General features: G+C 63.7%; 25 protein-coding genes. 14 read left to right on the top strand and 11 right to left on the bottom strand.

Annotation, left to right across the window (positions count from 1 at the left end; translation table 11 throughout):
• Window position 1: 1 nt before the first annotated feature.
• Genes HU760_RS02455 through pilM form a run of 4 tightly spaced genes read right to left on the bottom strand, consistent with a single transcriptional unit; the run spans window position 2 to window position 3621 of the window.
• Window positions 2-1270, bottom strand: a complete 1269-nt coding sequence (locus HU760_RS02455; protein WP_186672198.1) for a type IV pilus secretin PilQ — start codon at window positions 1268-1270, stop codon at window positions 2-4.
• Window positions 1194-2210, bottom strand: a complete 1017-nt coding sequence (locus tag HU760_RS02450; RefSeq protein ID WP_225932792.1) for a pilus assembly protein PilP — start codon at window positions 2208-2210, stop codon at window positions 1194-1196. The genes HU760_RS02455 and HU760_RS02450 overlap by 77 nt, the downstream gene beginning before the upstream one ends.
• A complete protein-coding gene (locus tag HU760_RS02445; protein WP_186672197.1) occupies window positions 2207-2743 on the bottom strand; it encodes a PilN domain-containing protein in 537 nt (178 codons plus the stop codon). The genes HU760_RS02450 and HU760_RS02445 overlap by 4 nt, the downstream gene beginning before the upstream one ends.
• Window positions 2740-3621, bottom strand: coding sequence for a type IV pilus biogenesis protein PilM (gene pilM, locus HU760_RS02440; protein WP_186672195.1), 882 nt, complete (start codon window positions 3619-3621; stop codon window positions 2740-2742). The genes HU760_RS02445 and pilM overlap by 4 nt, the downstream gene beginning before the upstream one ends.
• A 194-nt stretch (window positions 3622-3815) precedes the next feature.
• Between pilM and HU760_RS02435 the strand changes: the two genes are divergently transcribed.
• On the top strand, window positions 3816-6266 hold the full coding sequence (locus tag HU760_RS02435; RefSeq protein WP_437179848.1) for a penicillin-binding protein 1A: 2451 nt from the start codon (window positions 3816-3818) through the stop codon (window positions 6264-6266).
• Window positions 6267-6352: 86 nt separating this feature from the next.
• On the opposite strand, the gene HU760_RS02430 is transcribed toward HU760_RS02435, so the two are convergent.
• The 3 genes from HU760_RS02430 to rpmE form a co-directional block, all read right to left on the bottom strand.
• Window positions 6353-7621 carry a malic enzyme-like NAD(P)-binding protein gene (locus HU760_RS02430; protein WP_119371725.1) on the bottom strand — a complete coding sequence of 423 codons (1269 nt, stop codon included), beginning with the start codon at window positions 7619-7621 and terminating at the stop codon, window positions 6353-6355.
• A gap of 177 nt (window positions 7622-7798) precedes the next feature.
• Window positions 7799-8620, bottom strand: a complete 822-nt coding sequence (locus tag HU760_RS02425) for a thermonuclease family protein (RefSeq protein WP_186672192.1) — start codon at window positions 8618-8620, stop codon at window positions 7799-7801.
• Window positions 8621-8622: 2 nt separating this feature from the next.
• Window positions 8623-8838, bottom strand: a complete 216-nt coding sequence (gene rpmE / locus HU760_RS02420; RefSeq protein ID WP_003257833.1) for a 50S ribosomal protein L31 — start codon at window positions 8836-8838, stop codon at window positions 8623-8625.
• Window positions 8839-9005: 167 nt separating this feature from the next.
• On the opposite strand from rpmE, the gene HU760_RS02415 reads away from it, so the two are divergent.
• The 3 genes from HU760_RS02415 (at window position 9006) to HU760_RS02405 (ending at window position 13781) form a co-directional block, all read left to right on the top strand.
• Window positions 9006-11225, top strand: a complete 2220-nt coding sequence (locus HU760_RS02415; protein WP_186672190.1) for a primosomal protein N' — start codon at window positions 9006-9008, stop codon at window positions 11223-11225.
• Window positions 11226-11344: 119 nt separating this feature from the next.
• Window positions 11345-13081 carry an arginine--tRNA ligase gene (gene argS, locus HU760_RS02410; protein WP_186672188.1) on the top strand — a complete coding sequence of 579 codons (1737 nt, stop codon included), beginning with the start codon at window positions 11345-11347 and terminating at the stop codon, window positions 13079-13081.
• Window position 13082: 1 nt separating this feature from the next.
• Window positions 13083-13781, top strand: a complete 699-nt coding sequence (locus HU760_RS02405; protein ID WP_186672186.1) for an SPOR domain-containing protein — start codon at window positions 13083-13085, stop codon at window positions 13779-13781.
• Window positions 13782-13818: 37 nt separating this feature from the next.
• Here HU760_RS02405 and HU760_RS02400 read toward each other — a convergent pair whose 3' ends face one another.
• A complete protein-coding gene (locus HU760_RS02400) occupies window positions 13819-14238 on the bottom strand; it encodes an NINE protein (protein WP_186672184.1) in 420 nt (139 codons plus the stop codon).
• 166 nt (window positions 14239-14404) lie between these two features.
• On the opposite strand from HU760_RS02400, the gene HU760_RS02395 reads away from it, so the two are divergent.
• On the top strand, window positions 14405-15034 hold the full coding sequence (locus tag HU760_RS02395) for a C40 family peptidase (protein WP_186672182.1): 630 nt from the start codon (window positions 14405-14407) through the stop codon (window positions 15032-15034).
• A gap of 122 nt (window positions 15035-15156) precedes the next feature.
• Here HU760_RS02395 and HU760_RS02390 read toward each other — a convergent pair whose 3' ends face one another.
• Entirely contained in the window at window positions 15157-16155 is a 999-nt protein-coding gene (locus tag HU760_RS02390; RefSeq protein WP_186672180.1) for a type IV pilus twitching motility protein PilT, read from the bottom strand.
• A gap of 65 nt (window positions 16156-16220) precedes the next feature.
• On the opposite strand from HU760_RS02390, the gene HU760_RS02385 reads away from it, so the two are divergent.
• The 9 genes from HU760_RS02385 to HU760_RS02345 all read left to right on the top strand — a co-directional run bounded on the left by HU760_RS02385 (window position 16221) and on the right by HU760_RS02345 (window position 22793).
• Entirely contained in the window at window positions 16221-16910 is a 690-nt protein-coding gene (locus HU760_RS02385; RefSeq protein ID WP_186672178.1) for a YggS family pyridoxal phosphate-dependent enzyme, read from the top strand.
• Window positions 16911-16948: 38 nt separating this feature from the next.
• The gene (gene proC, locus HU760_RS02380; RefSeq protein WP_186672176.1) at window positions 16949-17767 is read left to right on the top strand and encodes a pyrroline-5-carboxylate reductase; all 819 of its coding nucleotides are present in this window, start codon (window positions 16949-16951) and stop codon (window positions 17765-17767) included.
• A gap of 10 nt (window positions 17768-17777) precedes the next feature.
• Window positions 17778-18368 (top strand): YggT family protein, encoded by a 591-nt coding sequence (locus tag HU760_RS02375; protein WP_170033398.1) that lies wholly within the window; start codon window positions 17778-17780, stop codon window positions 18366-18368.
• Between the two features lie 99 nt (window positions 18369-18467).
• Window positions 18468-19607, top strand: coding sequence for a homoserine O-succinyltransferase MetX (gene metX / locus HU760_RS02370; RefSeq protein ID WP_186672174.1), 1140 nt, complete (start codon window positions 18468-18470; stop codon window positions 19605-19607).
• A gap of 7 nt (window positions 19608-19614) precedes the next feature.
• Window positions 19615-20235 (top strand): methionine biosynthesis protein MetW, encoded by a 621-nt coding sequence (gene metW, locus HU760_RS02365; protein ID WP_186672173.1) that lies wholly within the window; start codon window positions 19615-19617, stop codon window positions 20233-20235.
• A 22-nt stretch (window positions 20236-20257) separates the two neighbouring features.
• Entirely contained in the window at window positions 20258-20692 is a 435-nt protein-coding gene (locus HU760_RS02360; protein WP_186672171.1) for a DUF4426 domain-containing protein, read from the top strand.
• On the top strand, window positions 20689-21285 hold the full coding sequence (gene rdgB / locus HU760_RS02355; RefSeq protein ID WP_186672169.1) for an RdgB/HAM1 family non-canonical purine NTP pyrophosphatase: 597 nt from the start codon (window positions 20689-20691) through the stop codon (window positions 21283-21285). The genes HU760_RS02360 and rdgB overlap by 4 nt, the downstream gene beginning before the upstream one ends.
• Complete coding sequence (hemW, locus tag HU760_RS02350; protein WP_186672164.1) at window positions 21282-22457, top strand: radical SAM family heme chaperone HemW; 1176 nt, start codon at window positions 21282-21284, stop codon at window positions 22455-22457. The genes rdgB and hemW overlap by 4 nt, the downstream gene beginning before the upstream one ends.
• Window positions 22458-22466: 9 nt before the next feature.
• The gene (locus HU760_RS02345) at window positions 22467-22793 is read left to right on the top strand and encodes a DUF3392 family protein (protein WP_023378203.1); all 327 of its coding nucleotides are present in this window, start codon (window positions 22467-22469) and stop codon (window positions 22791-22793) included.
• Window positions 22794-23039: 246 nt separating this feature from the next.
• Here the strand turns inward: HU760_RS02345 and trmB are convergent, their stop codons facing one another.
• Entirely contained in the window at window positions 23040-23762 is a 723-nt protein-coding gene (gene trmB / locus HU760_RS02340) for a tRNA (guanosine(46)-N7)-methyltransferase TrmB (protein WP_170033409.1), read from the bottom strand.
• Between the two features lie 9 nt (window positions 23763-23771).
• Window positions 23772-24566 (bottom strand): thiazole synthase, encoded by a 795-nt coding sequence (locus tag HU760_RS02335; protein ID WP_043208630.1) that lies wholly within the window; start codon window positions 24564-24566, stop codon window positions 23772-23774.
• Between the last annotated feature and the right edge of the window lie 38 nt (window positions 24567-24604).

Below are 24604 nucleotides of genomic sequence, written 5' to 3'. Positions count from 1 at the left end.
ATCAACGACTCACAGCAATCGCCTGGTCACTCATGATACGCGGAGTCAGGAAGACCAGCAGCTCGGATTTTTTCTCTTGTAATGCATCGCGTCGAAACAGCCGCCCAACATACGGCAGATCGCCGAAAAATGGCACCTTGTCGACCACATTGTTTTGCGAAGTCGAGTACACGCCACCAATCACGATCGTTTCGCCGTCCATCACGCGCACCTTGGCATTGACCTCGTTCTTGCGAATCGGCGGTACGTCGTTCAAGGCATTGACGTAATCCGGCTCGTCCTTGGTCACCCTGACGGTCATGATCACCTTGTTGTCCGGGGTGATCTGCGGGGTCACCTCCAGCGATAGCGAGGCTTCGCGGAACGCTATCGACGTGGCGCCACTCTTGCTGGTCTCCTGATATGGCACCTCGGTGCCCTTGAGGATCCTCGCTGTTTCCTTGTCGGCGGTGACCACCTTGGGTTGCGAGATGATTTCACCGTTGCCGCTCTTCTCCATGGCGCTGAGTTCAAGATCGAGCAGCACGCCCCCACGCAGCAGGCCCAGGCCGATGCTGCTGCCGGCACGCTCCAGTCCAAGGTCGACGAACAGGTCTTTGCCCAGCTGCGGATCCTCCAGGTACAACGGCCCGCCCCAGCGCACCCCCAGGCTCTTCTGGTAATCAACGTTGGCCTCGACGATACGCGCCTCGATCACCACCTGGCGCACCGGCACGTCCAGCTGCGCCACCAGTTGCCGCAACTCGGCAAGACGCTCGGCCGGCTGATGCACCACTAGTGTATTGGTACGCTCATCGACACTCAGGCTGCCCCGCCCGGTGAGGATACCGTCATCCGCCAGGCTCGCCATCAGCAACTCCGCCAGTTCGGCCGCCTTGGCATGGTGGATGGGTAGCAACTCCCGGCGCAACGGCTGCAACTGCGCCTCCAGTGCCTGCCCCACGCGGGTATCGAACGACTGCGTGGCCAATTCGGTCGCAGGCGCCACCAGCAGCACGTTACCGTCCTGGCGCCGAGCCAGGCCCTTGCTGCGCAGCACCAGGTCAAGGGCCTGGTCCCACGGCACATCCTGCAAGCGCAAGGTGACGTTGCCCTGTACGGCATCGCTGGCCACCAGGTTCACGCCGGCATAATCTGCCAGCACCTGCAACACGGCGCGCACCTCCACATCCTGGAAGTTCAGCGACAGCGGCTCACCCTGATACGGCGTCGCCGACGCCAGTGGAATCGGCAGCAGGGCTGCCAGCCCCAACTTCATCAATCGTTTCATCCTGGTTCGGGGCCTCCTTGCCCAGGCGTTTTGCGAGGGTGAGGAACGCCGTGCGTTCGTGCCAGCCCCCCGCCATGAACACGCGCTCGCGCACTTCGACCTGACGCTGGTCGATTTGCGTCACTACACCCTGGTCACGCCCCACCCGGTCGCCCGGGCGCACACGATAGAGCCTGCCAGCCACCCTCAGCAGTGCCTCATGCGCGGCTCCGCGCGACAGGCTGCCGACCATTTCCAGTTGCGCCAACGGCACGCTGGCCAGCCCGGCACTCGGCAGCCGCGACGCCCCGGGGGCAAATGGATCGATCGCTGATATTACGATCGCAGCCCTGGCCGGCACTTGCGCCAGCACAGCGGGGGCCGATGTAGGCGCCAGCGCCTGGTAGGTATCAACCCGCAACTCGAGGCGCAGCAGGCCAGGCTGACCATCGGCTGCCGCAAGCCGCAGGTCACCGCTGCGCAACACGCGCGCCTGGCCGAACCAGTCGTCCAGCCACCGGCGCAAGGCTGCGTAGCGCCCCAGGACCTGTAGCTCCAGCGGTACTTTGCGATAGCCAGGCTGCTGTTCGTCTTCATGTACAACGACCCGCTCGATGAGCAAACCGTGCGCATGCCCCAGCGCGGCCAGGCGATCGAGTAGATCACTCATGCCCTCTCCGGCCGCCAGCTGCCAGTACGCCTCCTGCAAACGCTGTTCGGCAACCGTTACAGACACCTGAAGCTGCTCCAGTGCGGCCAGGTGCGCAGCGCTGGCTGCCTGCTGTTCAGTCAGCTCAGCGTGCCGGACCTCCTCCTGCGCCTGCTGTTGCAACACTGCTGGCAAACGAATTGCGCAGCCCAGGCCAAACAACGCTACCGCCACCAACCCTGGCGCCAGCCGCCTGAAGCGGCGGGAGCGGCTGAGCACAGCCAGCCAGGCCAGCAGCTGCGCTGCTTTCATGACCAGAACGCCGAAACACGAGCGCTGAGCAGAAACTCATCGCCGCCCGGCAAGCTCTTGATGCGCTTGAGCTCCAGGTCGAGTAGTGCGCTCGAGCGGTCCAGGTCGCGCATGAATTGCGCAACCACGGCACCGGACGGGGCCAGCCCGGTCATCTGCAAGTGGCCGTCTTCAAGGCTGAGGTCGAGTAGTTGAACACCGTGCGGCAACGCACCCTCGAGGTCCGCGAACACGCCAGCCAATACATCCTGCTGGGCACGCAGGCTCTCCAGCGCCGTCGCACGGGCGAGCAGGGTTTCATGCAGTTCCCGCACATCCGCCAGCGGTTGCAGTTGCTCGCGCAGCACGGCAATGGCTGCCTGCCGCTGGTTGTTGGCCAGCGCCTGCTGTTGGCCGCGCTGGCGGGCCAGTTGATCGACCAGCGTCACCGCTGCCAAGGCCAGGAGTGCGCCGGCGACCAGTTGCCGGCGAAAACGCCGGAGCGCAGCCTGGTGCCGCCGTTCGCGCCACGGCAGGAGATTCAACCGCATCATGGCCGCCCCCCACCGAGTGCCAGCGCGCAAGCCAGCAGCATCGAGCCATCGATGTGCCCAAGGCCTGCCGGACCAGGCAGAGGCCGGCAGGGTACGTGCAACCGGGCACTCAGTTTTTGCAGCCAACCAGGGTCGATGGGTGAACTGCTGACAACCCACAGGCACGCCGCCCGCTGCCCATCGGCAAGCAGCGCCTGCAAGTGCCCGGGCAACTGCTCCGTCATGCCCACCCCTGCCGCCTGCAGATCCCGACGCTGTTGCAGCCGCCCCGGCTGCCAGTCATAAAGCGTTGAGCCGTGCACGTCGATACGTAGCAGTGCCGCCCCTTCAGGGTTGCCCTGTGGCAACAGGCGGCGCAGGGCAATGCTGTCGACCTCCACCGCCTCCAGCTGCAACCCGGCCTCCTCGACGATGGCCTCAAGGGGCGCCATCGTACTCTGCCGGCACGCAGCCACCATCACTTCGACACAGCCTGGCTGAGCGCGGGAGCCTTCCATCACTTGAAAGTCCAAGGCCAGGTCTTCCAGTGGAAATGGAAACAGCCGCTCTGCGTCAGCCAGCAGCTGCGCCTCCATGTCCGCCTCGTCCTGGCCCGCCGGAAGCTGGCACAGCTTGCAAATCACCATGTTGGCAGGCAATGCCAACGCCACCCGGCGCTGCCCCAGCCCGTTGCGACGACAGGCGCGCCGCAAGGCAGCCACCACTTCTGCAGGGTCTGCCAGCCAATCCTGGCCAACCGGCGTTACGAATGACTCCTGTACCGAGACATGCACCCGGTGGCGCCCATGGTGCCGTTGCAGTTGCACGATCCGAACGGTGTCAGGGGCTATTTCCACCCCCACGAGTGAACCCGCATCCTTGCCGAAGCGTCCTAGCATCGTGGCTTCCTTGCCGTCTGTCGCAGCTGTCTGTCGCAACCCCGCGCCAACACCAGGCCGCACCGGCGCATCGAGGCGACGGGCAGCCCGACCGGTAACCCGGAGAGGCTAAAAAATGCTTATAATGCCCAGCGTTTTTGGGTCCGCCGGACCTGCGTGCAATCCACTCCCAACCTGGACACCGAAAAGCCTTGATACGCCTGCTGAAGTTCTTCTGGTGGTCTTCCGTCGCAGTCATCTGCGCGCTCGTACTCGGTGTGAGCGGTGCGTTTCTGTATCTTAGCCCCAGCCTGCCCTCGGTCGAGTCGCTCAGAAGCATCCAGTTGCAGATCCCCCTCAGGGTGTACAGCAGCGATGGCAAGCTGATCGCCGAGTTTGGCGAAATGCGCCGCTCGCCGATCCGCTTTGCGGAAATTCCCCCACAGTTCATCCAGGCGCTTCTTTCAGCCGAGGACGACAATTTCCTCAATCACTACGGTGTCGACCCCAGCAGCCTCATGCGCGCCGCGACCCAGCTGGTGAAAACCGGTCATATCCAGACCGGCGGCAGCACCATCACCATGCAGGTAGCGAAGAACTTCTTCCTCACCAGCGAGCGCAGTTTCTCGCGCAAGACCAACGAAATCCTGCTGGCCTTGCAGATCGAGCGTGAGCTGACCAAGGACGAAATCCTCGAGCTGTACGTGAACAAGATCTACCTGGGCAACCGCGCCTACGGTATCGACGCCGCTGCGCAGGTGTACTACGGCAAGTCGATCCGCGATGTGAGCCTGGCGCAGATGGCGATGATCGCCGGGCTGCCCAAGGCACCGTCGCGCTTCAACCCGCTGGCCAACCCGGTGCGCGCCAAGGAGCGCCGCGACTGGATCCTCGGCCGCATGTACAAGCTCGGCAAGATTGACGAGGCCAGCTACCAGGCAGCCCTGGCCGAGCCGCTCAACGCCAGCTACCACGTGCCCGCGCCAGAAGTTAACGCACCCTATATCGCCGAAATGGCCCGCGCCGAGATGGTCGGCCGTTATGGCAGCGACGCCTACACCGAAGGCTTCCGCGTCACCACCACGGTGCCCAGCGACATGCAGGAAATGGCCAACAAGGCGATCCTCAACGGCCTATCCGAATATGATGAGCGCCATGGCTACCGTGGGCCGGAAGCACGCTTCCCGGGCCGCACGCAGGCGGCCTGGCTGCAGGAGCTGGGCAAGCAGCGTCCGCTGGGAGGCCTGGAACCGGCCATCGTCACCCAGGTCGAGAAAACCGGCCTCAAGGTGCTGACCCGCAGCGGCCAGGAAGAACTGGTAGCCTGGGACACCATGAAATGGGCCCGTCCGTTCATCAACAGCAACGCCCAGGGCCGTTCGCCACAGTCACCGGCAGATGTGGCCCAGGTCGGCGACCTGGTGCGCCTCCAGCGCCTGGAAGATGGCAAGCTGAAGTTCAGCCAGGTGCCCGGGGCACAGAGTGCGCTGGTCACCCTCGACCCTTATAGCGGCGCCATCCGCGCACTGGTTGGCGGCTTCTCGTTCGAGCAGAGCAACTACAACCGCGCCATGCAGGCCAAGCGCCAGCCGGGGTCCAGCTTCAAGCCGTTCATCTACAGTGCCGCCCTGGACAGTGGCTATACCGCTTCCAGCCTGGTCAACGATGCGCCGATCGTGTTCGTCGACGAGTATCTGGACAAGGTCTGGCGACCGAAGAACGATACCAACACCTTCCTTGGCCCTATCCGCATGCGCGAGGCCCTGTACAAGTCGCGCAACCTGGTGTCGATCCGCCTGCTGCAGGCCATGGGCGTAGACCGCACCATCGACTACATTGCCAAGTTCGGCTTCAACAAGCAGGACCTGCCGCGCAATCTGTCGCTGGCGCTGGGCACTGCCACGCTGACCCCGATGGAAATCGCCACCGGCTGGAGCACCTTTGCCAACGGCGGCTACAAGGTTACCCCGTACCTGATCGAGCGCATCGAGAGCCGCAGCGGTGAAACCCTGTTCACCGCCAACCCGGCGCGCGTACCGCAGGGCGCCGAGGACCATGCCGGCCTGGCAGCACCCGAACAGCCGATCAGCACCGCCGCCATGCCGGGCGAGGCACCCCCTGCCTTCAGCCAGGTAGCCTCTGCACCGCAGGCGCCAGTCGTGGCCGAACAGATCATCGACGGGCGTACCACCTACATCCTTACCAGCATGCTGCAGGACGTGATCAAGCGCGGCACCGGCCGCCGGGCGCTGGCCCTGGGCCGCACCGACCTGGCCGGCAAGACCGGTACCACCAACGAGTCCAAGGACGCCTGGTTCTCCGGCTACAACGCCGACTACGTGACCACCGTGTGGGTTGGTTTCGACCAACCTGAAACCCTTGGCCGCCGTGAGTATGGCGGCACCGTGGCGCTACCGATCTGGATGAGCTTCATGGGTGCGGCACTCAAGGACAAGCCTGAGCATGCGCCTGCCGAGCCGGAAGGTATCCTAAGCCTGCGCGTCGACCCGGTGAGCGGTCGCGCTGCCTCACCCAGCACGCCAAATGCCTACTTCGAACTGTTCAAGGCCGAAGATTCACCGCCGTCGGTAGACGAACTGGGCACCGGAGCGGCGCCGGGCAGCCCGCTGCCGGCGGATGAAGCGGCGCCAATGGATCTGTTCTGAAGTAGAACACTGTCAGGACGGGACAGCGGCAAACAAAAAGCCCCGGCTCATGCGAGCCGGGGCTTTTTTGTGTCGCTCAGCTGCAATCAGCCGTTGAACACATCATCCACGCTGGTCAGCGGATAGTGCTTCGGATACGGCAGGGTCGCTACGCCGGATTCGATGGCGGCCTTGGCCACGGCGTCGGATACGACGGTGATCAGGCGGGCGTCCAGCGGCTTCGGAATGATGTATTCGCGGCCGAACTCCAGGCCTTCGACGCCATAGGCTTCGCAGACTTCCTTCGGCACTGGCAGCTTGGCCAGGTCCTTCAGGGCGATGGCGGCAGCGATCTTCATTTCTTCGTTGATGCGCTTGGCGCGAACGTCCAGGGCACCACGGAAGATGAACGGGAAGCCGAGTACGTTGTTGACCTGGTTCGGGTAGTCGGAGCGACCGGTAGCCATGATCACGTCGCTGCGGGTGGCGTGAGCCAGCTCTGGCGAGATTTCCGGGTCCGGGTTCGAGCAGGCGAACACGATCGGGTTGGCGGCCATCGACTTCAGGCCTTCGGCGCTCAGCAGGTTCGGGCCCGACAGGCCTACGAACACGTCGGCACCGTTGAGGGCGTCAGCCAGGGTGCGCTTGTCGGTCGCGTGGGCGAACTGCGCCTTGTACTGGTTCAGGTCGTCGCGGCCAGCGTGGATCACGCCGCTGCGGTCGATCATGTAGATGTTCTCGACCTTGGCGCCCATGCTCACCAGCAGCTTCATGCAGGAGATGGCGGCAGCGCCAGCACCCAGGCAGACGATCTTGGCGTCTTCCAGCTTCTTGCCGGCGATTTCCAGGGCGTTGATCATGCCGGCCGCGGTCACGATGGCAGTGCCGTGCTGGTCATCGTGGAACACCGGGATGTCGCACTGTTCGATCAGGGTGCGCTCGATCTCGAAGCACTCAGGCGCCTTGATGTCTTCGAGGTTGATGCCACCGAAGGTGATCGAGATACGGCGAACGGTGTCGATGAATGCCTGCGGGCTCTCCGACTCCACTTCGATGTCGAACACGTCGATACCGGCGAAACGCTTGAACAGTACACCCTTGCCTTCCATGACCGGCTTGGAGGCCAGCGGGCCGAGGTCGCCCAGACCGAGGATGGCAGTACCATCGGAAATCACCGCAACCAGGTTGCCTTTGCCGGTGTATTTGTAAGCCAGCTCTGGATCACGGCCGATTTCACGCACCGGCTCTGCAACACCTGGGCTGTAGGCCAGGGCGAGGTCACGGGCGGTGGCAGTGGGCTTGGAAAGTTCGACGCTCAGTTTCCCCGGACGAGGTTGGGCGTGATATTCGAGAGCGGCGGTTTTCAGGTCTGACATGGTGGGCATTCCGCTGTTTACTGTTCTGACGGACCGCCGAGGATACGCAAAGAGCCGGGGAGCCACAAGACTGGCCGGTCACTTGTGTCAAGGCCTTTAGCCTACGACTTTACGCTATAACCCACGGGGCATACGCCCGACAGTGTGTACAATCCGATAGCGAAATGTCTACAACTTTTAACCTGAAACATGCTCCAGCATGCTTGGATCGGTCAGTGGCAATACCCAGCGCAGCTGCCCCGGCTTGAGGCCGCCCTTGCGGGAACGATCCAGCACCCAGCCGCGTGCTTCGACCTGGCGTCCCTTGAGGTTATCGAAGAAGCTGGCGGGGAAGTTGTGTTGCAGACGAGCGGGTACCTGCAGCACCACGGCCTTGTCCAGGTTCAGCCAAACTCCGCCACGGTTGCGCTGCACAGCTTCGATACGGCCAGCGACAACAGCGAAACCGGACTGCCGCACCTCCCCGGCACGCAGCACTGGCGAGCGTCGCCACAGGCCGGCACCCGCCTTGCGCGCCGCCTGCTCGGCAAGCTGTTGGCAAGCGCTGAGACGCACATTGGGCGCAACCGCCACCCGATAGCCCAAGCCCTCGCCGAGCAACTGTGCTTCAAGATTGTCGCCATTGCTGGCGTAAATATGTGCCAGTGTTCGACCGTATTTGTCTTTGCTTTCGATGCCCGGCACCAGCCCGACTCGCCCGTCACTGGCCTTGACCAATGCCTGCAGGCGCTGTTTGGCGGCCTCAGCAAAGGGCTCGTTGCTACGCCCCTTACGGCCGATTTCCGGGGCATTGATGCCTATCAGCCGCACGCTGCGACCGTCGACCAGCCGCAAGGTGTCGCCATCTATAACCTGGCGCACGGCCACCTGTTGCGGTTTGTCTGGCAGTGGGCAGAACGCCTGGGCAGGAAGGTGCCAGATCACGCCCATAAAAAAGGCGCCCACGAGGGGCGCCTTTTTTTGCAGCAATGCGAAACCCGAGGGGCTCGCCATGCGCATGATTACTTCTTGGTACCGAACATACCGAAGCGATCGGCGAACTTCTGTACGCGACCACCGGTGTCCAGGACTTTCTGCTTACCGGTGTAGAACGGGTGGCACAGGTTGCAAACGTCGATCGCCAGGGTGCTGCCCAGGGTCGAACGAGTTTCGAACTTGTTGCCGCAGCTGCAGGTGACTGCAACTACTTCGTAGTTCGGATGAATATCTGCTTTCATGGTCACTTCCTCGAGCTGCGTGCCGCCACCCAACACCAATTGTTGAATACCGCACGTAATTAGGCGGCGAATAATACCAGAGCGTCGCGCCAGTGCAAGTTGTCGCTTGCACCGACCGTCGTCTGCTAGGCTCGCCAGTTCTTGAAACGCCCTCCGAGACTTTCCGCGTGTCCGACGTCATCCTGCGCCTTGCCCTGCCCTCCCCGCTGCGTCGCCTGTTCGACTACAAGGCACCGGCGAGCATGGCGCGCCAGGCCCTGACCCCGGGCATGCGTATCCGCGTGCCGTTCGGCCGCCGCGAAATGATCGGTGTGCTGGTGGAGGTCTGCGAGCACAGCGAAGTGCCGGCAGACAAGCTGAAACCGGCCAGCGCCCTGCTCGACCCGGTGTCACCGGTCCCGCCGTCGCTGTTCAAGCTGTGCCTGTGGACAGCCCAGTACTACCAGCACAGCCTGGGCGATACCCTGAGCTGGGCCCTGCCAACGCTGCTGCGTCAGGGCGAACCCGCCGAGATGCGCCAGGAGCGCTTCTGGCACGTCGCCCCCGGTGCTCGCCTGGAAGACCCGCGCATCGCCCGCGCCCCACGCCAGCGCGACGCGCTCAAGACCCTGGCCCAGCATCCGCACGGCGTGGCCCACAGCCTGCTGGCCAAACTCAACCTGAACAAGGACAGCCTCGACCTGCTGCTGGCCAAGGACCTGGTGCAGATCGAAGTGCGCCGCCACCTGCCGGCGCTGCGCCACGAACACTGGCTGGCACAACCTGAACTGCCGCTCAACGACGAGCAGCGCGAGGCCTTTGACGCCGTGCGCGAAGGCTTCGGCGGCTTCGCGGCGTTCCTGCTGGCTGGCGTGACCGGTAGCGGCAAGACCGAGGTCTACCTGCAACTGATCCGGGAAACCCTGGAGGCCGGCAAGCAGGCACTGGTGCTGATCCCGGAGATCAACCTCGGCCCGCAAACGCTGGCGCGTTTCGAACAACGCTTCAACGCCCGCATCGCCCTGCTGCATTCGGCGGTGAACGACCGCGAGCGCCTCGATGCCTGGCTGGCGGCCAGGGACGGCGAGGCCGACATCATCATCGGCACCCGCTCGGCATTGTTCACGCCGATGAAAAACCCCGGCCTGATCATCATCGACGAAGAACATGACGGCTCCTATAAACAGCAGGAAGGCCTGCGCTACCACGCCCGCGACCTGGCGCTGGTGCGGGCCCACCAGGAGAACATCCCGATCCTGCTCGGCTCGGCCACGCCGTCGCTGGAAACCCTGCACAACGCCCTGAACGGGCGCTACCGCCTGTTGCGCATGAACCAGCGCGCCGGCGGCGCACGCCCACCGCGCATGCTGCGCCTGGACGTGAAGAGCCTGCCGCTGGACAGTGGCATCAGCGGCCCGTTGCAGCAGGCCATCCGCCAGACACTGGAGGCGGGCCAGCAAGTGCTGGTGTTCCTCAACCGCCGCGGCTTCGCCCCGACCTTGCTATGCCATGACTGCGGCTGGCTGTCGGAATGCCCACGCTGCGACGCGCGCATGACCGTGCACCAGCGCTCCGGCGTGCTGCGCTGCCACCATTGCGGTTATGACGAACGCCTGCCGCACCAGTGCCCACAATGCAACCACGTCGACCTGCGCCCGGTCGGCGCCGGCACCGAGCGGGCCGAAGAGCGCCTCAAGGTACTGTTCCCGGATTTCCCGATTCTGCGCGTGGACCGCGACAGCACGGCGCGCAAGGACGCCATGCATAACCTGTTCAGCACTATCCAGCGTGGCCAGCCGAGTATCCTTGTCGGCACCCAGATGCTCGCCAAGGGCCACCATTTCCCGCGGGTGACCCTGGTGGCCATCCTCGACGCCGATGGCGGGCTGTTCTCCGGCGATTTCCGCGCCAGCGAGCGCATGGCGCAGCTGATCGTGCAGGTGGCCGGGCGTGCCGGGCGCGCCGAAGAGCCAGGCAAGGTCATCATCCAGACCCACCTGGCCGACCACCCGCTGCTGGTGCAACTGACCGAACAGGGCTACTTCGCATTTGCCGAGCAGGCCCTGCAGGAACGCCGTGCCGCTGGGCTGCCACCCTACTCGCACCTGGCGCTGCTGCGCGCCGAAGCACACAGACCCGGGCAGGCCGAAGGCTTCCTTGACGAGGCCTGCGCCGCTGCCGAGCGCCTGGTAGCCGAGCAGCACCTGGCGGGCATCGAGCTGTTGGGGCCGGTGCCGGCGCCAATGGAACGGCGGGCCGGGCGCTTCCGCGCGCAACTGTTGATACAGGCCAATACCCGCGCGCCTTTGCATCGACTGATCAGTGCCTGGTTGCTAGTGTTGGAGCAGATGCCGAGTGGGCGCCAGGTGCGCTGGTCGCTGGATGTCGACCCGGTAGACCTTTACTGATACCGGGGCTGCTTTGCAGCCCAAAGGTTGGCAACCCGCTCCCAGCCACGGATAATGTCCAGTTTTTCCACCTGCGCATCCAAGCGCTCCACCGCGCTTGCGGTCGAAAAGAGATCCCCATGAAAGACACCATTCGCCAGCTGATCCAGCAAGCCCTCACCCAACTCGTCACCGACGGTGTGCTGCCTGAAGGGCTGTCGCCGGCGATCCAGGTGGAAAACGCCCGGGACAAGACCCACGGCGACTTCGCCAGCAACATCGCCATGATGCTGGCCAAGCCGGCCGGCATGAAACCACGCGACCTGGCGGAAAAACTGATCGACGCCCTGCCCCCCAGCGCTGACATCAGCAAGGTCGAGATCGCCGGCCCCGGCTTCCTCAACTTCTTCCAGAATACCGCCGCCCTGGCCAACCGCCTGGATGCCGCGCTGGCCGATGCCCACCTGGGTGCACGCAAGGCCGGCCCTGCGCAAAAGGTGGTGATCGACATGTCGGCGCCCAACCTGGCCAAGGAAATGCACGTTGGCCACCTGCGTTCGACCATCATCGGTGACAGCGTGGCGCGCGTCCTGGAATTCCTTGGCGACGAGGTGATCCGCCAGAACCACGTGGGCGACTGGGGTACCCAGTTCGGCATGCTGCTGGCCTACCTGGAAGAAAACCCGATCACCAGCGACGAGCTGTCGGACCTGGAGAACTTCTACCGCGCCGCCAAGAAGCGCTTCGACGAATCCGAGGAATTCGCCACCCGGGCCCGTGGCCTGGTGGTCAAGCTGCAGGCCGGCGACCCGGACTGCATGGCACTGTGGACACGCTTCAAGGACATTTCGCTGTCGCATTGCCAGAAGACCTACGAGCTGCTCAACGTCAAGCTGACCATGGCCGACGTGATGGGCGAGAGCGCCTACAACGCTGACCTGGCCAACGTGGTAGCCGACCTCAAGGCCAAGGGCCTGCTGGTCGAAGACCAGGGCGCCCAGTGCGTATTCCTCGAGGAGTTCAAGAACAGCGAAGGCGAGCCTCTGCCGGTGATCGTGCAGAAGGCCGACGGCGGCTACCTGTACGCCACCACCGACCTGGCCGCCGTGCGCTACCGCAGCAACGTGCTCAAGGCTGACCGCGCCCTGTATTTCGTCGACCAGCGCCAGGCCCTGCATTTCAACCAGGTATTCGAAGTTGCGCGCCGCGCAGGCTTCGTCGGCCACCCGATGCAGATGGAACACATGGGCTTCGGTACCATGAACGGCGCCGACGGCCGTCCATTCAAGACCCGTGACGGCGGCACCGTGAAGTTGATCGACCTGCTCACCGAGGCCAAGGAGCGCGCCTACGCACTGGTCAAGGAAAAGAACCCGAGCCTGGCCGACGAAGAACTGCGCCGCATCGGCGAAGTGGTGGGCATCGGCGCGGTGAAGTACGCCGACCTGTCCAAGCACCGCACCAGCGACTACAGCTTCAACTTCGAGCTGATGCTCAACTTCGAAGGCAACACCGCGCCTTACCTGCTGTACGCCTACACCCGCGTGGCCGGTGTGTTCCGCAAACTGGGCAAGGCCTTTGACCAAGTCGACGGCAGCATCGTGCTGCAAGCCCCCCACGAGCAGGACCTGGCCGCGCGCCTGGCGCAGTTTGGCGAAATCCTCAACAACGTGGCCGACAAGGGCACACCGCACGTGCTGTGCAGCTACCTGTACGACCTGGCAGGGCTGTTCTCCAGTTTCTACGAGAACTGCCCGATCCTCGCCGCCGAAACTGCAGAACAGCAGCAGAGCCGCTTGCGCCTGGCGGCCCTGACTGGCCGCACCCTCAAGCAAGGTCTGGAACTGCTCGGCCTGGAAACCCTGGAGCGCATGTAAGTTGGCTGCCAAGAAAAAACCTGCCCCAAAACGCGGCGCCAGCCGTCAGACGGCGCCGGCCAAGCAGCCGATTCCCGGTTGGGTGTGGCTGGCGGTCGGCCTGACCGTAGGCGCGTTCATCGTATTCCTGATGAAGCTCGAGCCTGGTGGCGAAGACATCAAGCGGGCCAAGCCCGAGCAGCAGAAGCCGGAAAAAGTGGCCGAAGCCGGCAAGACGGCGCAAGCCTCGTCGCAGCAGCCGGTGAAGCCGAAGTATGACTTCTATACCCTGCTGCCGGAGACCGAGGTGATCGTGCCGCCGGAAGCCGTGCCGGAGAAAACGCCGCCCGTCCCGGCCCAACCGGTGGCACCGGTGACCCCCGCCGAAGCGGCAAAGATCGACACGGCGCGGGCCCAGGCGGCGCTGATGGGCCAGACCCCGCCGCCGGCGCCACCGGTGATCAAGCCGGCGGCCACCACCCAGTTCTTCCTGCAGGCTGGCTCGTTCCGCAAGCAGGCTGACGCCGACAAGGTGCGCGCGCAGATCATCCTGCTGGGCCAGGCGGTGAAGGTGGAGTCGGGCACGGTCAAGGACGAAACCTGGTACCGCGTCATGGTCGGCCCGTTCAGTAACCGCGAGCAGTTGACCGGGGCACAGAAGCAGCTGGCCGGGGCTGGTTTCAGCAACCTGCTGCTGCAACAGCGGCAGACCCGTCAGTAACCTGCATTCCGGGGGGCGCTTTGCAGCCCCCTGTGCCTTAAGCCCGCCCCGAATTCCGCTCGGAAACCTGGCTGTTCAGCGTCCAGAAGTCATACAGCACCCCCACCAGGCACAGCCCGCCGGTAAAGAAGTAGATGATCGCGGTCACCCACTTGCCCTGGTACAGCCGGTGCAGGCCAAACACCCCGAGAAAGGTCAGCAGAATCCAGGCAATGTTGTAGTCGATACGCCCGGACTGGAACCTCAAGTCGGCTTCACGGTCCATGGACGGGATCAGGAACAGGTCAATCAGCCAGCCGATGCCCAGCAGGCCCAGGGTCAGGAACCAGATGGTGCCGGTAACGGGCTTGCCGTAGTAAAAGCGATGCGACCCGGTGAAACCGAAAATCCACAACAGGTAGCCAATGGTCTTGCTGTGGGTATCGTGAAACGGCGCTCCGTGTTGATAACTGTTCATTCGTAGCTCCTGCGGGTTATCCAAAAATTTTCTAAAAAAAAATGTGACTTTCTTGTTGCAGGCCGACGTACGGCACCCTGACAGTCGACCAACGGATCAAAGACTGATCAAAAAGCTGTTATAAAGTTGCGCGCCCAACACACAACTATTCATAAGAGCTTCATCTATGCCGCCTTTACTCAAGACATGGCTGACCCTCTGCCTATTATTGCCCCTGGCCGCCCACGCCACCAATCGTGAGCAACGTCTTCCCAATGGTTTCACCGGCTACACCACCAATGCCTCGGTGAGACACGCACCGGCCAAGCAGACCACCCTGCGCACCCGGCCAAACAATGCAGCCAGCAGCCGCAGCAGCGTGCCAGCCATTGCCATGTCGCCGAAGCAGAGCAGCGATGTGCTCAGCCGCGCGGTAAATGTGCTCGGCACCCCTTACGTCTGGGGCGGCAGCAGCCCGAAGAAGGGCTTCGACTGCAGCGGGCTGGTCAAGTACGCCTTCAACGATGTCGCCGACGTCGACCTGCCCCGCACTTCCAACGCCATGGCCCAGGGCCAGGGAGTCAAGGTGGCCAAGGGCGACCTCAAACCAGGCGACCTGATCTTCTTCAACATCAAGAGCCGTCGGGTGAACCACGTTGCCATCTACCTGGGCAATGACCGCTTCATCCATGCCCCGCGTCGTGGCAAGCGGGTGAGCATCGACACCCTGAGCAAGCCTTACTGGCAGCAGCACTATGTAGTGGCCAAGCGGGTGCTGCCGAAAGACCAGCAACAGCTGAATCTGGCCAAGCGCTGATCGCTCCTCTGCCTGCATTGGCCTCATTGCCGGCAAACCAGCCCTTACAGGTACACCACAACCCTTTAAAAACCGTGGCGTACCTGTGGGAGCTGACGTGCCAGAGATAGGGCCGGTAAAAGCTAGAAATCCTTGATCAACTCCTTCTCCTTCAACACCCGCAACGCCCCTTCCATCGTCCGCATCCCCTCTGCACCACCCGCCTGCATCACCGAACACAACTGTGCCATCCGCCCCTCCCGCACCAGATTGCGCACCGCTGGCGTCGCCACCAGCACTTCCCGCGCAGCCACTCGTCCGCCACCCACACGTCCGACCAGCACCTGCGCCACCACAAGGCGCAACGCATCCGCCAGCATTGCGCGCACCAGCGCCTTTTCTTCGGCCGCAAACACTTCGACCAAACGGTCAATGCTGTTGGCCGCCGACCGAGTGTGCACGGTTGCCAGCACCAGATGGCCGGTCTCGGCAGCGCGTAACGCCAGGCGGATGGTTTCCAGGTCGCGCAGTTCGCCGATCATGATCACATCCGGGTCCTGGCGTAGCGCACTGCGTAGCCCCTGTGCATAACTTTCGCAATGGCGACCGATTTCGCGCTGGGTGACCAGACTGCGCTGACTGCTGTGGATAACCTCGATCGGGTCTTCGAGGGTGATGATGTGCAGCGCCCGGTCCTGGTTCAGTTGGTCGAGTAGCGTCGCCAGGGTGCTGGACTTGCCGCTGCCGGTAGGCCCACCGACCAGGATCAAGCCATCGTTGCACTGCGCAACAGCTTGAAACACATCCTTGAGGTCAAGTTCATCGAGAGTGGCGATGCGCCCCGGGATCAGGCGAAAGGTGACCGCCAGGCCGTGCAGCTGGCGAAACAGGTTCAGCCGAAAGCGCCCAAGCACGGGCAAATCCAGCGCCAGGTCCAGTTCGTCACCCTGGACCCATTGCCGGTGCTGATCATCGCCCAGCACAGCTGCCATGCCCTCGATCAGGGATGCCAAGCCCACGGCCGGCATGGCCATGCGTTGCAACTCGCCATCCAGGCGCAACATCGGTATCTGCCCTGCCGCCAGGTGCAGGTCGGAAGCGCCCGCATCCACGGCCAGGGCCAACAGGTCGGTCACATCCATGAGACTCCCCAAAGGCCTGCAAGTAGGTAGAATGCCGCAAACCCTCAAGCTGCCGGCACCCGTCCATGTCCACCCTAGCAGACAACCTTTCCGCTATTTCCGCCCGAATCGCCAGTGCTGCCCAGGCTGCCGGACGTGATCCGGCCAGCGTCCAGTTGCTGGCCGTGAGCAAGACCAAGCCAGCCAGTGCCATCCGCGAGATCCACGCCGCCGGCGTGCGCGATGTAGGTGAAAACTACCTACAGGAAGCGTTGACCAAGCAGCAGGCACTCAGCGACTTACCCTTGATCTGGCACTTCATCGGCCCCATTCAGTCGAACAAGACCAAAGCCATCGCCGAACATTTCGACTGGGTACATTCCGTGGACCGCCTGAAGATCGCCCAACGCCTGTCGGAACAGCGCCCTGCCGGGCTGGCGCCGCTGAATATCTGCCTGCAAGTGAACGTCAGCGGCGAAGACAGCAAGTCCGGCTGCGCACCAGCCGATCTGCCGGCCCTGGCCAAGGCAGTAGCCGCACTACCCAATCTGCGCCTGCGCGGGCTGATGGCCATTCCCGAACCCACCGATGACCGCGCCGCCCAGGAAGCCGCCTTCGCCACCCTGCGCGAGCTGCAGGAAGACCTGGGGCTGGGCCTGGATACGCTGTCCATGGGCATGAGCCACGACCTGGAAGCCGCCATTGCCCAGGGCGCGACGTGGGTGCGTATCGGTACTGCCCTGTTCGGTGCCCGCGACTACAGCGGCCACGCCTGATCCCATGCTTTACTCACTCTTTCAAACAAGGACCTGACATGAGCAAGACACGTATTGCCTTTATCGGCGCCGGCAACATGGCCGCCAGCCTGATCGGTGGTCTGCGTGCCCAGGGCCTGGACGCCTCGCAGATCCGCGCCAGCGACCCGGGCGCCGAGACCCGCAGCCGCATCCAGGCCGAACACGGTATCGAAACCTTCGAGGACAACGCCCAGGCCATCGACGGCGCCGACGTCATCGTGCTGGCGGTCAAGCCGCAGGTCATGAAAGCCGTGTGCCAGGCCCTGCAGCCAAACCTGCAGGACGGCCAGCTGATCGTTTCCATCGCCGCCGGCATCACCTGCGCCAGCCTGCAAAGCTGGGTTGGTGCGCGCCCAGTGGTACGCTGCATGCCCAACACCCCTGCACTGCTGCGCCAAGGCGTGAGCGGCCTGTATGCCACTGCACAAGTGTCCGTCGAACAGCGCCAGCAGGCCGAACAACTGCTGTCGGCCGTGGGCACCGCCCTGTGGCTGGAGCAGGAGCAGCAACTGGATGCCGTGACAGCTGTCTCCGGCAGCGGCCCGGCGTACTTCTTCCTGTTGATAGAGGCCATGACCGCAGTTGGTGAAAAGCTCGGCCTGCCACGCGAAACCGCCTCCCAGCTGACCCTGCAAACGGCTCTGGGCGCCGCGCACATGGCGGTCGCCAGCGATGTCGATGCCGCCGAACTACGCCGCCGTGTGACCTCGCCCGCCGGCACCACCGAAGCGGCGATCAAGTCGTTCCAGGCCAGCGGTTTCGAAGCCATCGTCGAACAGGCCCTGCGAGCTGCCGCCACGCGCTCTGCGGAGTTGGCCGAACAACTGGGCAAATAAGGAGTTCCAGATGAATGCACTGTCCGGCGCCGCGATCTTCGTGGTGCAAACCCTGGTCAGCCTGTACCTGGTGATCGTCCTGCTGCGCTTCGTGCTGCAGTTGGTAAAGGCCAACTTCTACAACCCGCTTTGCCAGTTCGCGGTACGCGCCACCCAGCCGCTGCTCAAGCCGATTCGCCGGATCATCCCCAGTGTCGGCGGGCTGGACACTTCGTCGCTGCTGCTGTCGGTGGTCATCCAGGCGCTGTTGATGGGCTTCGTGCTGATGGTCACCTACGGCACCTTCGGTGACATCCTGCACCTGCTGATGTGGGCAATCATCGGTATCACCTCGCTGTTCCTGAAGATTTTCTGGGTGGCGATGATCGTCATGGTGATCGTTTCCTGGGTCGCCCCCAACAGCCACAACCCGGCCGCCGAGCTGGCCTACCAGATCAGCGAACCGGTGCTGGCACCGTTCCGCCGCATCGTGCCCAACCTGGGCGGCATGGACATCTCGCCGATCTTCGCCTTCCTCGCGATCCAGGTGATCCAGTCGTTCGTGATGCCGCCGCTGGCCGCCTACGCCGGCATGCCACAAGAGCTGTGGCGGATGATCTGAGCCGCCCCCGGCCCTGGTTGCTTCCAGTGGCGAGCCTGTGCTTGCCGCTGGGGGTAGCGCTCTTTAGACTGACGCCTCCGTCAAGCGTGAGCAGGGTCGATGTCCACTGTCTTTCCCGAAGATTCCGTCGGTCTGGTAGTACCGCAAACAGCCCGGTTCGATGAACCGCTGGCCCTGGCCTGTGGCCGCTCGCTGGCCAGTTATGAACTGGTCTACGAGACCTATGGCACCCTCAACGCCAGCGCGAGCAACGCCGTGCTGATCTGCCATGCCCTGTCCGGCCACCATCATGCCGCTGGCTACCATGCCGCCACCGACCGCAAGCCGGGCTGGTGGGATAGCTGCATCGGCCCTGGCAAGCCGATCGACACCAACCGCTTCTTCGTGGTCAGCCTGAACAACCTGGGCGGCTGCAACGGCAGTACCGGCCCCAGCAGCATCAACCCGGCCACCGGCAAGCCCTATGGCGCCGATTTCCCGGTGCTGACCGTGGAAGACTGGGTACACAGCCAGGTACGCCTGGCCGAACGCCTGGGCATCCAGCAATGGGCTGCCGTGGTCGGTGGCAGCCTGGGCGGCATGCAGGCGCTGCAGTGGACCATCAGCTACCCCGAGCGCGTGCGCCATTGTGTCGATATCGCCTCGGCGCCCAAGCTGTCGGCACAGAACATTGCCTTCAACGAAGTGGCGCGCCAGGCCATCCTCACCGACCCCGAATTCCACGGTGGTTCGTTCCAGGACCAGGGCGTGATCCCCAAGCGTGGCCTGATGCTGGCGCGTATGGTTGGCCACATCACGTATCTGTCCGACGACTCGATGGGCGAGAAATTCGGCCGCGAGCTGAAGAGCGACAAGCTCAACTACGACTTCCATAGCGTCGAATTCCAGGTCGAAAGCTACTTGCGCTACCAGGGCGAGGAGTTTTCCGGGCGTTTCGACGCCAATACCTACCTGCTGATGACCAAGGCGCTGGACTATTTCGACCCGGCTGCCGCCCATGGCGGTGACCTGGCGGCCACCCTGGCTCACGTCAAGGCGGATTACTGCATCATGTCGTTCACCACCGACTGGCGCTTCTCCCCGGCCCGTTCGCGCGAAATCGTCAACGCCCTGATGGCCGCACGCAAGAACGTCTGCTACCTGGAGATCGACTCGCCTTATGGGCACGATGCTTTCCTGATCCCCACGCCTCGCTACATGCAGGGTTTCGCGAACTACATGAACCGCATTGCCATCTGAGGACAGCATGAGAGCCGATCTGGAAATCATCCACGACTGGATTCCCGCCGGCAGCCGGGTACTCGACCTGGGCTGCGGCAATGGCGAACTGCTGGCCTCGCTGCGTGACCGCAAGCAGGTCACCGGCTACGGCCTGGAGATCGACGCTGACAATATCGCCGCTTGCGTGGCCAAGGGCGTCAACGTCATCGAACAGGACCTGGACAAGGGCCTGGGCAACTTCGCCAGCAACAGCTTCGACGTGGTGATCATGACCCAGGCCCTGCAGGCCGTTGAGTACCCCGACCGCATCCTCGACGAGATGCTGCGCGTGGGCCGCCAATGCATCATCACCTTCCCCAACTTCGGCCACTGGCGCTGCCGCTGGTACCTGGCGACCAAGGGCCGCATGCCGGTATCGGACTTCATGCCGTACACCTGGTACAACACGCCGAACATCCACTTCTGCACCTTTGCCGACTTCGAGGAACTGGTGCATGAGCGCAAGGCCAGGGTGCTTGACCGCCTGGCTGTCGACCACTTGCACCGTAATGGGTGGGGTGGCCGGCTTTGGCCTAATCTTCTAGGTGAGATCGGCATCTACCGCGTCAGCAGCCCGGGCCTGCAAGAACATCAGCTCGCTGTCTGACGCCCAGCGGAGGAACCACCCCATGCGTCGCCTGACCCTGTTCCTGATCAGCCTGTGCCTGGCCCTGCCGGTACTGGCTGCCGATGCTGCCCGCCCCGAGCGCAAGGAAGTGTTTGGCGACGTGACGGTGCACTACAGCGCATTCACTTCGAGCATGCTGACACCAGAGGTGGCCGCCGCCACTGGCCTGGTACGCAGCAAGAACCAGGGCGTGCTCAACATTGCCGTGTTCAAGGCCAACAAGCCCGCCATGGCGGTGGTCAGCGGCACGGTCAAGGACCTGACCGGGCGCAGCAGCCCGCTGTCGTTCAAGCAGATCAACGAGCAGGGGGCGGTGTACTACATCGCCCAGTTCAAGATCGACCAGGCAGAGACCGTCACCTTCGACCTCAACATCGAAACCGGCGGCATCAGCAACTCCCTCAGTTTCAACCAGGAAGTCTTCCCAGGCGAATGATGAATTTCCAGCAACTCGTATTGGCCAGCCACAACGCCGGCAAACTCAAGGAACTCCAGGCCATGCTCGGCGCATCCGTGCAGCTGCGCTCGATCGGCGAATTCAGCCAGGTTGAGCCGGAAGAAACCGGCCTGTCGTTCGTCGAGAACGCCATCCTCAAGGCGCGCAATGCCGCACGCATCTCCGGCCTGCCGGCCCTGGCCGACGATTCCGGCCTGGCGGTAGATTTCCTCGGCGGTGCGCCGGGCATCTATTCGGCGCGCTATGCCGACGGCAAGGGTGACGCGGCGAACAATGCCAAGCTGCTCGAAGCGCTGAAAGATGTGCCCGAAGCCGAACGCGGTGCGCAGTTCGTCTGTGTGCTGGCGTTGGTGCGCCATGCTGACGATCCGCTGCCGATCCTGTGCGAAGGCCTGTGGCACGGGCGCATCATGTTCGAGGCCAGTGGCGAGCACGGCTTTGGCTATGACCCGCTGTTCTGGGTACCGGAGCGCGGCTGTTCCAGCGCCGAGCTGGCCCCTACGGACAAGAACCAGCTCAGCCACCGCGCCCGCGCCATGGCCCTGCTACGTCAACGTCTGGGCCTGGCATGATCGAAACGCTGTCCAACCCCGGTGCTGCGGGTTTCACCAGCCTGCCGCCGCTGGCGCTGTATATCCACATTCCGTGGTGCGTACGCAAATGCCCCTACTGCGACTTCAATTCCCACGCTGCCGGGCCTGAACTGCCGGAAGACGCCTACGTTGCGGCCTTGCTGACCGACCTCGACCAGGAGCTGGCCGCCGTGCAAGGCCGGTCGATCAGCTCGATCTTCTTCGGTGGCGGTACGCCGAGCCTGTTCAGTGCCGATGCCCTCGGCCGGCTGCTGCGTGGTGTGGAGCAACGCATTGCGTTTGCGCCGGACATCGAAATCACCCTGGAAGCCAACCCAGGCACGTTCGAGCAGGACAAGTTCAAGGCCTACCGCCAAACCGGTATCAACCGCTTGTCCATCGGCGTGCAGAGTTTCCAGCCAGCCAAGCTGCAGGCGCTGGGGCGCATCCACAATGGCGATGAAGCGGTCCGCGCCGCCGGCATGGCGCGTGCGGCCGGCTTCGACAACTTCAACATGGACCTGATGCACGGCCTGCCCGACCAATCGCTGGACGACGCGCTGGGCGACCTGCGCCAGGCGATCGAGCTCGGGCCCACGCATTTGTCGTGGTATCAGCTGACCGTGGAGCCGAACACGGTGTTCTGGAACCAGCCACCGGAGCTTCCCGAGGACGACATCCTCTGGGACATCCAGGAAGCCGGCCAGGCGCTGATGGCCGACCACGGCTTCCGCCAGTACGAGGTCTCGGCCTATGCCCAGGCTGGTCGCGCCGCGCGGCACAACCTCAATTACTGGCGCTTTGGCGACTTCATCGGCATTGGTGCCGGTGCCCACGGCAAACTGACCTTCGCCGACGGGCGCATCCTGCGTACCTGGAAGACCCGCCTGCCCAAGGATTACCTGAACCTGGCCAAACCGTTCAAAGCCGGCGAAAAGCTGCTGCCGGTCGACGAGCTGCCGTTCGAGTTCCTGATGAATGCCCTGCGCCTGACCGATGGTGTGGAGGCCGAACTGTTCACCCAGCGCACCGGGTTGCCACTGGCACAGCTGCGCGAAGCGCGGCGCGCCGCCGAACAAAAGGGCCTTTTGCAGGTCGAAGCGGATCGACTGGTGGCCACGCCACGGGGCCAGTTGTTCCTCAATGACCTGCTGCAGTATTTCTTGACCTAAGGATGACCCATGGATCTGGTACTTGATCTGCTCGCGACGGTTTCCCGCTGGAGCCGCAGCAACCTGTCGGAGATTTCACTGGCCCTGGTAGGCTGCCTGCTGGTGCTGTTCGGCACCGATATCAAAGGCTGGGTGGAACAGCGCCTGGGCGGCCTGGCCGGCGCCCTGCGCGTACCGTTCATGGCCTTGCTGGTGATGATCGGCAGTGGTGCGGCGTTGATCTATGCCACACCGTGGGTGGTCAAGGGGCTGGGCCAGTTCAACAACTACGCGCTGGCACCGGTGTTGCTGGTGGTGCTGGTGCTGATTGGGGTAGTGGCTGATCGGCGGGGCTGAGCCAATCCACACCGGAGCAACACGATGGTGATCTGGAGGCAGCGGGCGCAAGCCGTTGTTGTTGTGCCAGAGCGGCAATCGAGCGCCGCCCGCGCGGCGCATCGCGGATAAATCCGCTCCTAAGTTTGTTGCAACGTGACCATGCCTGCGAGGCCATGGTTGTCAGCCGGTTTGTTCAATCCCGTCGCAAAAAGAAACCGCCCTTCTCAGGGCGGTTTTTTCACATGGAAAGGCCATACCGGCCGATCAATCCACCTTCTCGAACTTCAAATCCCAAACCCCATGCCCCAGCCGCTCGCCACGGCGTTCGAACTTGGTGATCGGGCGCTCTTCCGGGCGCGGCACGTAGGTGCCGTCGGCCGCACGGTTGCGATAGCCCGGGGCCGCGCTCATCACTTCCAGCATGTACTCGGCATACGGCTCCCAGTCGGTAGCCATGTGGAACACGCCACCCGGCTTGAGCTTGCGCCGTACCAGCTCGGCGAACTCCAGCTGAACGATGCGCCTTTTGTGGTGGCGCGCCTTGTGCCATGGGTCGGGGAAGAACAGCATCAGTCGGTCGAGGCTGTTGTCCGCCACGCAGCGGTTCAGCACTTCGATAGCATCGCAGTCATACACCCGCAGGTTCTTCAGCCCCTGGGTCAGCACACCGTTGAGCAGCGCACCCACGCCCGGGCGGTGCACTTCCACACCGATGAAATCCTGCTCCGGCGCGGCAGCCGCCATTTCCAGCAGGGAGTGGCCCATGCCGAAGCCGATCTCCAGGGTGCGCGGCGCCGAACGGCCGAACACCTGGTCGTAGTCCACCGGGCTGTCGGCCAGCGGCAGGATGTACAGCGGGCCGCCCTGCTCCAGGCCGCGTTGCTGGCCTTCGGTCATGCGCCCGGCGCGCATCACGAAACTCTTGATGCGGCGGTGCGGGCGGGCTTCGCCGTCAGGGGTGCTCGGCGTATCGTGCGATTCAGTCATCAGAGGCTCTTACTTGATCAGACCTTCCAGCGGCGAGGAGGCGCTGGCATAGAGTTTCTTCGGCATACGGCCGGCCAGGTAGGCCATGCGGCCAGCGACGATGGCGTGCTTCATGGCCTCGGCCATCAGTACCGGCTGCTGGGCATGGGCAATGGCCGAGTTCATCAGCACGGCTTCGCAACCCATTTCCATGGCAATGGTGGCGTCGGAAGCGGTGCCCACGCCGGCATCGACCAGCACCGGCACCTTGGATTCTTCCAGGATGATCTGCAGGTTGTAGGGGTTGCAGATACCCAGGCCGGTACCGATCAGGCCAGCCAGGGGCATGACCGCGATGCAGCCGGCCTCGGCCAGCTGGCGGGCGATGATCGGGTCGTCGCTGGTGTAGACCATCACGTCGAAACCGTCCTTGACCAACACTTCGGCGGCCTTGAGGGTTTCGATCACGTTGGGGAACAGGGTTTTCTGGTCGGCCAGTACTTCCAGCTTGACCAGGTTATGGCCATCCAGCAGTTCGCGGGCCAGGCGGCAGGTACGCACGGCCTCGACCGCGTCATAGCAACCGGCGGTGTTCGGCAGGATGGTGTAGCGGTCCGGTGGCAACACGTCGAGCAGGTTCGGCTCGCCCGGGTTCTGGCCGATGTTGGTGCGGCGCACGGCAACGGTGACAATCTCGGCACCCGAGGCCTCGATGGCCAGACGGGTTTCTTCCATGTCACGGTACTTGCCGGTACCGACCAGCAGGCGCGACTGGAAGGTACGCCCGGCCAGGGTGAAGGGCTTGTCGCTACGAACGTTGCTCATGGTTGTTCCTCGGGAAAAGGTTGCAGGGCTTGCATGTG

This window comes from Pseudomonas oryzicola (genome assembly GCF_014269185.2).
Taxonomy (GTDB): domain Bacteria; phylum Pseudomonadota; class Gammaproteobacteria; order Pseudomonadales; family Pseudomonadaceae; genus Aquipseudomonas; species Aquipseudomonas oryzicola.
The sequence above is the reverse complement of the archived record's forward strand: the minus strand, read 5'-3'. Positions and strand labels throughout refer to the sequence as shown.

Excerpts from the sequence above, each read along its gene's own strand:
- HU760_RS02445 (WP_186672197.1), bottom strand. The coding sequence starts at position 2,743 with ATGATGCGGTTGAATCTCCTGCCGTGGCGCGAACGGCGGCACCAGGCT.
- HU760_RS02385 (WP_186672178.1), top strand. The coding sequence starts at position 16,221 with ATGTCCACCCTAGCAGACAACCTTTCCGCTATTTCCGCCCGAATCGCC.
- metX (WP_186672174.1), top strand. The coding sequence starts at position 18,468 with ATGTCCACTGTCTTTCCCGAAGATTCCGTCGGTCTGGTAGTACCGCAA.
- HU760_RS02455 (WP_186672198.1), bottom strand. The coding sequence starts at position 1,270 with ATGAAACGATTGATGAAGTTGGGGCTGGCAGCCCTGCTGCCGATTCCA.
- HU760_RS02335 (WP_043208630.1), bottom strand. The coding sequence starts at position 24,566 with ATGAGCAACGTTCGTAGCGACAAGCCCTTCACCCTGGCCGGGCGTACC.
- HU760_RS02360 (WP_186672171.1), top strand. The coding sequence starts at position 20,258 with ATGCGTCGCCTGACCCTGTTCCTGATCAGCCTGTGCCTGGCCCTGCCG.
- HU760_RS02375 (WP_170033398.1), top strand. The coding sequence starts at position 17,778 with ATGAATGCACTGTCCGGCGCCGCGATCTTCGTGGTGCAAACCCTGGTC.
- proC (WP_186672176.1), top strand. The coding sequence starts at position 16,949 with ATGAGCAAGACACGTATTGCCTTTATCGGCGCCGGCAACATGGCCGCC.
- HU760_RS02450 (WP_225932792.1), bottom strand. The coding sequence starts at position 2,210 with ATGAAAGCAGCGCAGCTGCTGGCCTGGCTGGCTGTGCTCAGCCGCTCC.
- rpmE (WP_003257833.1), bottom strand. The coding sequence starts at position 8,838 with ATGAAAGCAGATATTCATCCGAACTACGAAGTAGTTGCAGTCACCTGC.
- HU760_RS02400 (WP_186672184.1), bottom strand. The coding sequence starts at position 14,238 with ATGAACAGTTATCAACACGGAGCGCCGTTTCACGATACCCACAGCAAG.
- metW (WP_186672173.1), top strand. The coding sequence starts at position 19,615 with ATGAGAGCCGATCTGGAAATCATCCACGACTGGATTCCCGCCGGCAGC.
- hemW (WP_186672164.1), top strand. The coding sequence starts at position 21,282 with ATGATCGAAACGCTGTCCAACCCCGGTGCTGCGGGTTTCACCAGCCTG.
- HU760_RS02345 (WP_023378203.1), top strand. The coding sequence starts at position 22,467 with ATGGATCTGGTACTTGATCTGCTCGCGACGGTTTCCCGCTGGAGCCGC.
- HU760_RS02430 (WP_119371725.1), bottom strand. The coding sequence starts at position 7,621 with ATGTCAGACCTGAAAACCGCCGCTCTCGAATATCACGCCCAACCTCGT.
- HU760_RS02390 (WP_186672180.1), bottom strand. The coding sequence starts at position 16,155 with ATGGATGTGACCGACCTGTTGGCCCTGGCCGTGGATGCGGGCGCTTCC.
- rdgB (WP_186672169.1), top strand. The coding sequence starts at position 20,689 with ATGATGAATTTCCAGCAACTCGTATTGGCCAGCCACAACGCCGGCAAA.
- pilM (WP_186672195.1), bottom strand. The coding sequence starts at position 3,621 with ATGCTAGGACGCTTCGGCAAGGATGCGGGTTCACTCGTGGGGGTGGAA.
- argS (WP_186672188.1), top strand. The coding sequence starts at position 11,345 with ATGAAAGACACCATTCGCCAGCTGATCCAGCAAGCCCTCACCCAACTC.
- HU760_RS02425 (WP_186672192.1), bottom strand. The coding sequence starts at position 8,620 with ATGCGCATGGCGAGCCCCTCGGGTTTCGCATTGCTGCAAAAAAAGGCG.
- HU760_RS02395 (WP_186672182.1), top strand. The coding sequence starts at position 14,405 with ATGCCGCCTTTACTCAAGACATGGCTGACCCTCTGCCTATTATTGCCC.
- trmB (WP_170033409.1), bottom strand. The coding sequence starts at position 23,762 with ATGACTGAATCGCACGATACGCCGAGCACCCCTGACGGCGAAGCCCGC.